At 70.4% G+C, this 9366-nt stretch carries 11 protein-coding genes; 9 read left to right on the top strand and 2 right to left on the bottom strand.

Features of this window, described 5'->3' with window-relative positions; all coding sequences use genetic code 11:
- The first annotated feature begins 103 nt into the window (after positions 1 to 103).
- The 6 genes from A5714_RS19540 to A5714_RS19515 all read left to right on the top strand — a co-directional run bounded on the left by A5714_RS19540 (position 104) and on the right by A5714_RS19515 (position 5195).
- Positions 104 to 778, top strand: a complete 675-nt coding sequence (locus A5714_RS19540; RefSeq protein ID WP_068071671.1) for a TetR/AcrR family transcriptional regulator — start codon at positions 104 to 106, stop codon at positions 776 to 778.
- A gap of 87 nt (positions 779 to 865) precedes the next feature.
- Positions 866 to 1912, top strand: a complete 1047-nt coding sequence (locus tag A5714_RS19535) for a zinc-binding dehydrogenase (RefSeq protein ID WP_068287973.1) — start codon at positions 866 to 868, stop codon at positions 1910 to 1912.
- Positions 1913 to 1974: 62 nt separating this feature from the next.
- Positions 1975 to 2538, top strand: a complete 564-nt coding sequence (locus A5714_RS19530; RefSeq protein WP_068287975.1) for a TMEM175 family protein — start codon at positions 1975 to 1977, stop codon at positions 2536 to 2538.
- Position 2539: 1 nt separating this feature from the next.
- On the top strand, positions 2540 to 3229 hold the full coding sequence (locus A5714_RS19525) for a haloacid dehalogenase type II (RefSeq protein ID WP_068287970.1): 690 nt from the start codon (positions 2540 to 2542) through the stop codon (positions 3227 to 3229).
- A 40-nt stretch (positions 3230 to 3269) separates the two neighbouring features.
- On the top strand, positions 3270 to 4724 hold the full coding sequence (locus A5714_RS19520) for an NAD(P)/FAD-dependent oxidoreductase (protein ID WP_068287968.1): 1455 nt from the start codon (positions 3270 to 3272) through the stop codon (positions 4722 to 4724).
- Between the two features lie 3 nt (positions 4725 to 4727).
- The gene (locus tag A5714_RS19515) at positions 4728 to 5195 is read left to right on the top strand and encodes a cupin domain-containing protein (protein WP_068287966.1); all 468 of its coding nucleotides are present in this window, start codon (positions 4728 to 4730) and stop codon (positions 5193 to 5195) included.
- Here A5714_RS19515 and A5714_RS19510 read toward each other — a convergent pair.
- Positions 5189 to 5587, bottom strand: a complete 399-nt coding sequence (locus tag A5714_RS19510) for a VOC family protein (protein ID WP_068287964.1) — start codon at positions 5585 to 5587, stop codon at positions 5189 to 5191. The two genes, A5714_RS19515 and A5714_RS19510, sit on opposite strands and share 7 nt — an antisense overlap.
- A gap of 206 nt (positions 5588 to 5793) precedes the next feature.
- On the opposite strand from A5714_RS19510, the gene A5714_RS19505 reads away from it, so the two are divergent.
- The 3 genes from A5714_RS19505 (at position 5794) to A5714_RS19495 (ending at position 8704) form a co-directional block, all read left to right on the top strand.
- Positions 5794 to 6261 (top strand): YbjN domain-containing protein, encoded by a 468-nt coding sequence (locus tag A5714_RS19505; protein WP_068071680.1) that lies wholly within the window; start codon positions 5794 to 5796, stop codon positions 6259 to 6261.
- 191 nt (positions 6262 to 6452) lie between these two features.
- On the top strand, positions 6453 to 7268 hold the full coding sequence (locus A5714_RS19500) for a lysophospholipid acyltransferase family protein (RefSeq protein ID WP_068287959.1): 816 nt from the start codon (positions 6453 to 6455) through the stop codon (positions 7266 to 7268).
- A 20-nt stretch (positions 7269 to 7288) separates the two neighbouring features.
- Positions 7289 to 8704: a wax ester/triacylglycerol synthase family O-acyltransferase gene (locus tag A5714_RS19495; RefSeq protein ID WP_197513803.1), complete on the top strand. Its 1416-nt coding sequence runs from the start codon at positions 7289 to 7291 to the stop codon at positions 8702 to 8704.
- Here A5714_RS19495 and purQ read toward each other — a convergent pair.
- Positions 8671 to 9345 (bottom strand): phosphoribosylformylglycinamidine synthase subunit PurQ, encoded by a 675-nt coding sequence (purQ, locus tag A5714_RS19490; RefSeq protein ID WP_068071685.1) that lies wholly within the window; start codon positions 9343 to 9345, stop codon positions 8671 to 8673. The genes A5714_RS19495 and purQ overlap by 34 nt on opposite strands.
- Positions 9346 to 9366 lie beyond the last annotated feature (21 nt).

The following is a 9366-nucleotide window of genomic DNA, read 5'->3' as shown; positions in this document are numbered from 1 at the left end:
CGGATATCTGCCCTTTTGCGCCGCCGATCGCCCGGCGCGGGTCCCCCCCCCCCCGCGCCGGCCCCGCGGGCGGCGCCCGCCCGCCGCCGCCGGCTGAGCGTCCGTGCCCGAAGACGACACAACCCACCCCTCGTCCCTCACCGTGAAGGGGCTGGCGACGCGCCGCCGCATCGTCGACGCCGCGGCGCGCTTGATCTTCGAGCGGGGCGTCGCCAACACCAGCATCGATCAGGTGCGGCGCGCGGCGGGGGTGGGCGGGTCGCAGATCGCGCACTACTTCCGCGACAAACGGGAGCTGACCCGTCACGTGATAGGCGCCCGCCACCACGACTTGCGGGCCTTCCACACGCAGCCGCGACTCGGCGGGCTCGACGACTTCGACGCCCTCCAGGCGTGGGCGGACGCGTGCGTGGCCGACATCGACACCGTGTACCGCGTCGGCGGCTGCGTGTACGGCTCGTTGGCCGGCGAGCTGATTGAAGGCGACGACGACATCCATCGCGACCTGTCCGCCGGCTACGACCAGTGGATCGAGCTCCTGCGCACCGGCCTGACCGCCATGCGGGACCGCGGTGACCTGCGTCCGGAGGCGGACCCTCGGCATCTGGCCGTGTCGCTGGTGATCGCCCACCAGGGCGGCGCCATGCTCACCTACGTCACCGGGGATGCCGAACCGTTGCGCGCGGCCGTCACCGCCGGCGTCGAGTACGTGCGGTCCTTCGCGCCGCCGACGCGCCCCCTGACCGGGCGACCCCGCCCGCGGCGCGCCCGCTCCTGACGGCGGCGGGCTGGACATCCGAGCCCCCGAGACCAATAATGGGTTGCCTGGCCCAGAACGCCGATCCGCCCAGGAAGTGGGAGCGCCGTGTCCGTCACCGATTCCCCCCGGCTGCCGACCGCGCCCGCGGTGGTACGCGAAAAGCCCGGCGGCCCAACGATGCGCGCGATCGTGTTGACCGGGTTCGGCGGCCTTGACCGCTTGGTGTACACCGAGATCCCCAAGCCGTTGCCCAGGGTTGGCGAAGTGGTCATCGAGGTGCGGGCGTTCGGCCTCAACCACGCCGAGCTACACATGCGCAGGGGTGAGTGGGCCGAGGCCGCGGAGGTCAGCGGCATCGAATGCGTCGGCGTCGTCGACTCGTGCCCGGGAGGCGAGTTTCCCGAGGGCGCCAAGGTCGCGGCCCTGATGGGTGGTCTGCGACGCACCATCAACGGCAGCTACGCGCAGTACACCCGCGTCCGCGCGGCGAACGTCGCCCGCATCGACTCCGATCTCGGGTGGGCGCAGCTCGCGGCGCTGCCCGAGACCTACGCCGTCGCCTGGACCTGCCTGTTCCGCAACCTCGATCTGAAATCCGGGCAGACGCTCGTATTGCGCGGCGCGACATCGTCGTTCGGCCGGGCCGCGCTGAAGATGGCGGTAGCGGCGGGCGCACGCGTCATCGCCACCGCGCGCAGTCGCGACCGCTTCGCGGCGCTCGAGGCGCTGGGCGCCGTCCGGGTGGAGCTGGAGCGGCGCGACCTGGCCGCGCACCTCGCCGAGACCAAACAGGTCGACGCGGTCCTGGACCTCGTCGGCAACTCCACCATTCTCGACTCCCTGGACATGCTGCGTCGCGGCGGCACGGCCTGCTTGGCGGGCTGGCTGGGCGGCCTGCAGCCGATCGACGGGTTCAACCCGCTGCTGCGCATGCCCAGCGGGGTGAATTGGAACTTCTTTGGCAGCTTCGTCTTCGGCACCCCGGGCTTCCCGCTCTCGGACGTGCCCCTGCAAGACATCGCCGCCCAGGTCGCGCAGGGCCGTATCGACGCGACGCCGTCCCGCGTCTTCTCCTTCGACCAGATCCACGAGGCCCACCGGGTCATGGAGGCCGGAGAGGCCGACGGCAAGATGGTCGTCGTGGTGCAGTGACGCCCAGACGTGAACGCGCCGGGGAGGTGGGCACGGCGGTACGCAGGGCCAGCCCGGACCGGTTGGGCGCCTTCTCCGACGGCGTCTTCGCTGTCCTCATCACGATCCTGGTGCTGGAGCTCAAGCCGCCGAAGACGTTCACCTTCAGCGCCCTGTTGCCCGAATGGCCCACGGGCGTCAGCTATGTCGTCAGCTACCTGTTCATCGCGATCGTGTGGGTGAACCATCACCACCTGTTCGGCTACGCACAGCAGGCCACGCCGCGGCTCGTGTGGTCCAATTTCGCGCACCTGTTCTCGGTGTCGCTGATTCCGTTCACGACCGAGTGGATCGCCGACAGCAGGCTGGCCGCCGCGCCGGTGGCCCTGTACGCGTCGGTGTTCGTGCTCGTCAACATCACCTACCTCGCGCTGTGCCAGGAGGTCGTGGATCGCCCGGCCCACGACGACGTGACGCAGCGCATGCGCCGGCTGCTGCGGATGCGGTCCTTCCTCACGGTCGGGATCTTCGCGGCCGCGGCGGTCGTCGCCCTGCGCTGGCCTGCTGCCGGGATGGCGCTGATTGCCCTGTGCCTGGCGGGGTATCTCCGGCCGGACGTGCCGGAGCCGAAGGAGGTTCGTCCCTGACATGGCCGCCCCGTCCATCCTGGTGTTCGACGTCAACGAGACGCTGCTCGACATCGGCTCGCTGGCACCACTTTTCGGCGAATGGTTCGGCGACGAACGCGTGCTGTGCGAGTGGTTCGCCCAGCTGGTCATGTACTCGATGACCGCGACGTTTACACAGAACTACGTGGATTTCGCCACCCTCGCCCAAGGCGTGCTACGCATGGTGGGCGCCGCCCACTCGGTGAGCCTCGGCGATGACGACCAGCGCCGGCTGAAGGCCGGTCTGCTCACGATGCCCGCGCACCCCGATGTCGCAGGTGGGCTTACACTGCTGCGCGACAACGGTTTGCGACTGATAACGCTCACCAATTCGCCGCCCAACCCCGACGGGCCGACGGCCCTGCAACATTCCGGCCTGGGTGAATTCTTCGAGCACCAGCTGAGCGTCGACGCATGCCGCGCCTTTAAGCCCGCCCCGGTGGTGTACCGCTACGTCTGCGACACACTCGGCGTCGCGCCGGGCGACTGCATGATGGTGGCGGCGCACGTGTGGGACGTGCTCGGCGCCCAGCACGTCGGTTACAGCTCGGCCCTGATCACCCGGCCGGGCAATCCGCCGCTGTTGGTCGACGGGCTGGCGCAACCGACCCTGGTAGTCGGCGACATCCGCGAATTGGCGCACCGTCTCGTCGACGCGCGAACGCAGTGACCCCGTAATCACCGACAGGAACGTGGCGATGCCAGCAGACATGCCAGCAGACATTGATGACGAGTACGACGTCGTGATCCTCGGCGCCGGACCCATTGGGCAGAACGCGGCCGAACGCGCGCGCGCCGCGGGCCTGCGCGTGGCCGTCGTGGAGCGGGAGCTCGTCGGCGGCGAATGCTCCTACTGGGCGTGCGTGCCCAGCAAAGCGTTGCTGCGCCCCGTCATCGCGCTCGCGGACACGCGCCGCGTCGACGGCGCCCGCGAGGCCGTGAGCGGTCACCTCGATGCGGCCGGGGTCTTCGGCCGGCGGGATCGTTACGTCACCGATTGGGACGACACCGGCCAGGCCGACTGGCTCGAGAACATCGGCGCGACCCTCGTCCGGGGCCACGGCCGGTTGACCGGCCCGCGACGGGTCGCCGTCGAGGCGCCCGGCGGCGCGCGGCTGACCTTGGCGGCCCGCCACGCGGTCGTGATCTGCACAGGCAGCCGGGCGGCGCTTCCCGACGTGCCCGGCATTAAGGAGGCGCACCCGTGGACCAACCGGCGCGCGACGGACAGCAGTGCCGTTCCGCGCCGGCTCGCCGTCGTCGGTGCCGGCGGCGTCGGGGTCGAAATGGCCACGGCGTGGCGCGGTCTGGGCGCCGAGGTGACTCTGCTGTCGCGTGGCTCGGGGTTGTTGCCGCGACTGGAGCCGTTCGTCGGAGAGATGATCCACCGCGGCCTCGCCGACGCCGGTGTCGACGTGCGCGTCGGCGTCTCGGTCGGTGCATTGCACCGAACCGACGGCGGCGAGGTGGTGGTGGAGCTCAGTGACGGCAGCCGACTGGTGGTCGACGAGATCCTGTTCGCCACCGGCCGCGCTCCCCTGACCGACGACATCGGGTTACAGACCATCGGGCTGGAGCCGGGCAGCTGGCTCGACGTCGACGACGCGTGCCGCGTGCGTGCCGTCGAGGACGGCTGGCTGTACGCCGCGGGGGACGTCAACCATCGGGCGCTGCTCACCCATCAGGGCAAATACCAGGGCCGCATCGCCGGATCGGCCATCGGCGCCCGCGCGAAGGGCGAACCGCTGGACACCCGCCCGTGGGGTGCGCACGCCACCACCGCCGATCACCACGCGGTGCCGCAGGCCTTCTTCACCGACCCCGAAGCCGCATCCGTCGGACTGACGGCCGAGCAGGCCGAGCGATCCGGTCACCGCATCCGCGTGGTCGACGTGGAGATCGGTGACGTCGTCACGGGGGCCAAGCTCTACGCCGACGGCTACACGGGCCGCGCACGGATGGTCGTCGACCTCGACAGCGGTTGCCCGCTCGGCGTCACACTGGTCGGCCCGGGCGTCGCCGAATTGCTGCACTCGGCCACCATCGCCGTCGCCGGCCAGGTCCCCGTCGACCGGCTGTGGCACGCCGTGCCGTGCTTCCCGACCATCAGCGAACTGTGGCTCAGACTGCTCGAGGCCTACCGCGACGCGTCCGCGCATAATTGAGCGATGGCCACCGCGGACGGATTCCACCCCGACTTCGACGACTCCACGACGCAGGTGGGGCGCACGCGGGTGCGCCACGTCAGGGCGTCGGAGATCAGCGCCGACACCGCGCAGTCGGAGGGCTTGCGGCGCTTCGCGGCGCTCTCCGGTCAATCGGTCGGCGCGGCGAAGCTCTGGATGGGCGAGACGCACGCGTCGCCGCGGTCCGCCTCGGCCAACCATCACCACGGTGACTCCGAGACCGCAATCTACGTGCGAAGCGGCAACCCGCACTTCGTGTTTCACGACGGCGTGGCGGAGGTCCGCATTTGCGCCGCGCCCGGGGACTACGTGTTCATCCCGCCGTTCCTGCCGCACCGCGAGGAGAACCCGGACCCGAGCACGCCCGCCGAGGTGGTGATCGCGCGCAGCACCCAGGAGGCCATCGTGGTCAACTTGCCCGAACTGTATCCGCTCGAGGGCGCTCAGTAGACGGCGATCTCGACGAGGTTACCGTCGGGATCGCGGCAGTAGTGCGACGTCATGTCGCCCAGGGCACCGCTCTTGGTCACCGGACCCGACACGATCCGCACGCCGCACTCGATCAGGTGCCCCCGCACGTCGTCCGGGCTGCTGGTGGTGATGAAACACAGGTCTTCCGAGCCGGCCGCCTCGACGGCCCCCGTGAACCAGGCGGGGTCGTCGGCCAGCGCGCCGATCGGGCGCAGGTTGATCTTCTGCTGGCCGAAACGCAGGGCGGTCCGCTTCGAGGGGCCGAACGTTTCCCGCCGCATGCCCAGCACCCGCTCGTACCACGCCGCGGTGGTTTCGACGTCCGCGCAGTTGATGACGATGTGGTCGAACCGCTCCACCGTGATTGCCACCGCTGACCCTCCTGACCGGTGCGCCCACGCAACCGTGAACGAATCCCCTTCGTCGCCAGGATAATCCGCGGCCGTCGACGGCGGCGCGTGCCCGTCCGGCGCGCACGCCGGTCGGTGTCGCGCTCAGCTGATTCTCAACTGATTCTTGGCTGACCCATGGCCCGACTCAAAGCGTTTCCAAAGTCGACGGCCGCACCATTGGTGTCATGACCGAACCCCTGTGCGCCAACCTCGTCGAACGTTACCTGCGCACCCGCGGGCGACGTTATTTCCGCGGTCACCACGACGGTGACTATTTCTTCGTGCTGCGCACCCACCCCGGGTCGTTGCACGTCCACCTCGAAATCTCACCGGCCCACGACGACGTGCTGATCATCCGCGTCACCCCCGGCCGCTACTTCCCCGCTGCCGACCGGCCCTGGCTGACCTACCTGTGCGACAGGTGGAACCGGCAAGAGCGCCAGGTGACGGCGATCGTGCACGGCTCGTGCGACCCGCAGCGCATCGGCGTGATGGCCCGCCGGTCGCAGTGGATCCGCAAGGGCGTGTCCTTCGACGACTTCGCCGGCCTTGTGGACCGCGCCGTCGCCGATGCGACCGAACTCTTCGGCGAGGCCGGCCCGGCCGAGGAGGCCCCGCGGGTCGACCAGCCGCTGCTGCGCGACGCCGGCTGACTCACCACCGGGTCGCGCCTCCCAATCCCCGTGTGACGGGCACCCTTTCGGTCCCGACCCCGTGTTGCGCGTCCGGTCCAACGCGGATATGGCGTTCTCCTAATAGAAGAGTAAGATATGCCGTCGGGCGGATGTTTGAGACCGGCGTCACACCGGCAACCACTGCGCCAGGAACACGACAGCGGGGAACCATGACGGGCAACGGTGCTGAGGCGGCGACGAACCACGAGACCGCCAAGTGGGATCCGGCCTTCACCCAACGGATCGTCGAGACCGTCGGGCCGGCGGTGCGCCGCTGGCACCGCGCCGAGGTCCGCAACATCCGCAACGTCCCCGCGACGGGCGGCGCGCTGGTGGTGTCCAACCACTCGGGCGGCATGCTGACGCCGGACGTGCTGGTGTTCTCCCCCGCGTTCTACCGGGCCTTCGGTTACGACCGGCCGGTGTATACGCTCGGCCACTACGGGCTGTTCATCGGACCGCTCAACGGGTGGTTGCGGCGGGTCGGCGTCATCGAGGCGAGCCGGGAAAACGCCGCTGCAGCACTGCATTCCGGAGCCGTCGTGCTGGTCTTTCCCGGCGGCGACTACGACTCCTACCGGCCCACCTTCCGCGCGAACACCATCGACTTCAACGGCCGCACCGGCTACGTCAGGACGGCGATCGAAGCGGGCGTGCCCATCGTGCCGGCCGTCTCGATCGGCGCCCAGGAGACGCAACTGTTTTTGACCCGGGGGAACTGGCTGGCCCGCAAGCTGGGCCTGACCAAGGCACGCATGGACATCCTGCCGGTCAGCGTCGGCGTTCCCTTCGGCCTGAGCGTCATCTTCCCGCCCAACCTGCCGCTGCCGGCCAAGATCGTGACCGAGGTGCTCGAGCCGATCGACGTGACCGCCCGCTTCGGCCAGCACCCCGACATCGACGAGGTGGACGCCCACGTGCGGGGCGTCATGGCGGCCGCGCTGCACCGGTTGGCCGGCGAGCGCCGGCTGCCCATCCTGGGTTGACTCGGGCGGGGACGTGGCGCGTGAGACGACTCAACGGCATGGACGCGATGCTGCTCTACAGCGAGACGCCCAACCTGCACACGCACACCCTCAAGGTCGCGGTCATCGACCCCACCGACGGCCCCGGCGACTTCGGCTTCGACGCGTTCCGCCATCACGTCCGTCGCCGCCTGCACCTGTTGGAACCGTTGCGCTACAAGCTGATTGACATTCCCTGGCACCTGCACCACCCGATGTGGCAAGAGGACGCCGAGGTCGATTTGGACTACCACCTGCGGCGGGTGCGGATCCCGGCGCCGGGGGGCCGCCGCGAATTGGACCGCGTCATCGGGGAGGTGGCGTCGACCCCGCTGGACCGCGGCCGCCCGCTGTGGGAGTTCCACTTCGCCGAGGGCCTGTCCGGCGGGCGGTTCGCGCTGATCGGAAAGATCCACCACGCGCTCGCGGACGGTGTCGCGTCGGTGAACCTGCTGGCCCGCGCCATGGACCTCAAGGACGGCGCCACCGACGAACGCGACAACGACGAGGCGGGCGTCACGACGTCGACGGCCGACCTGTTGCGCGCGGCCGCCCGCGACCACGCCCGCCAACTGGCCCGGCTGCCGGGGCTGCTGCGCGACACCACCGTGGGGATGGTGCGGGTGCACCGCCGGTCCAAGGAGCGCGGCGAGCACCCCGACCTCGCCGACGCGTTCGCCGCCCCGCCGACGTTTCTGAACCACGTGGTGTCGCCACGGCGCCGTTTCGCCACCACCCCCTTGCCGCTGCCGCAGGCCAAGGCCGCGGCCAAGGCCCTCGGCATTACGATGACCGACCTGGTGCTGGCGACGGTCGCCGGCGCGCTGCGCGAGCTGCTGCTGGCCTACGACGGGGCCGCCGACCGGCCGATCATCGCCTCGGTGCCGACGGCCACGGACAAGTCCGACCGGATCAGCGGCAACGAGATCTCCGGGCTGTCCATCTCGCTGCCGGTGCACGTGCCCGACCCGGCCGAGCGGGCCCGGCTGGTCGCCCTGGCCACCGCGATCGCCAAGGAGGACCACGAAATCCTGGGTCCCGAACTCTACGGGCGGCTAATGGCCTACCTGCCGACGGCGATCGCGCCGGCCGCGTTCCGGTGGCTGGGCGTGCGGGATGCGCCGAACAAGCTGATGAACGTCGCGGTGTCCAGCGTCGTCGGGCCGCGGGAGCGCGGTCACTTCGGCGGCGCCGCGGTCACCGAGATCTACTCCACGGGGGTGCTGTCGCCGGGCGCCCCGGTCAACATCACCGTGTGGAGCTACGTCGACCGGCTCGGGGTGGCGGTCCTCACCGACGACCAGACCTTTCGCGACCCGCACGAGGCGACCGACGCGATCAGCAAATCGTTCGCCGAATTATGCGCCGCCGCAGGCGTTTCCGGTCAGACCGCGAGCACCGAGTCGAGGACAGAGTAGAACAGGCCCAGGCCGTCGTCCGACGGGCCGGTCAGCGCCTCGATCGCGTGCTCCGGATGCGGCATCAGCCCGACGACGCGGCCGTTGGCCGAGCTGATGCCGGCGATGTCGTTCAGCGATCCGTTCGGGTTCTCGTGGTAGCGGAACACCACTCGGCCCTCGCCCTCGAGCTCGTCGAGCACGTCCGCCGGGGCCACGTAGCGCCCCTCACCGGACTTCAACGGCACCAACAGGTCCGCGCCGTCCTCGAACCGCGACGTCCACGCTGTCGACGTGGACGCCACCCGCAGCCACATGTCGCGGCACAGGAAGTGCAGGCCGACGTTGCGGGTCAGGGCGCCGGGTAACAACCCCGCCTCGCACAGCACCTGAAACCCGTTGCAGATGCCCAGCACCGGCATCCCGCGCCGCGCGGCGGCCACCACCTCGCCCATCACCGGGGCGAATCGGGCGATGGCGCCGGCGCGCAGGTAGTCGCCGTAGGAGAAGCCGCCGGGCACCACCACGGCGTCCACGCCGCGCAGGTCGGCGTCGGCGTGCCACAGGTTGACCGCCTCGGCGCCCACCCGCCGCGCCGCCCGAGCCGCGTCCACGTCGTCGAGCGTGCCGGGGAAGGTGATGATGCCGATCCGCGTCGTCACTGCGCCTCCCGGCTGATCGTC

The organism is Mycobacterium sp. E2462, assembly GCF_001672685.1.
Taxonomy (GTDB): Bacteria; Actinomycetota; Actinomycetes; order Mycobacteriales; family Mycobacteriaceae; genus Mycobacterium.
This window is presented reverse-complemented; position numbering and strand designations above follow the sequence as displayed.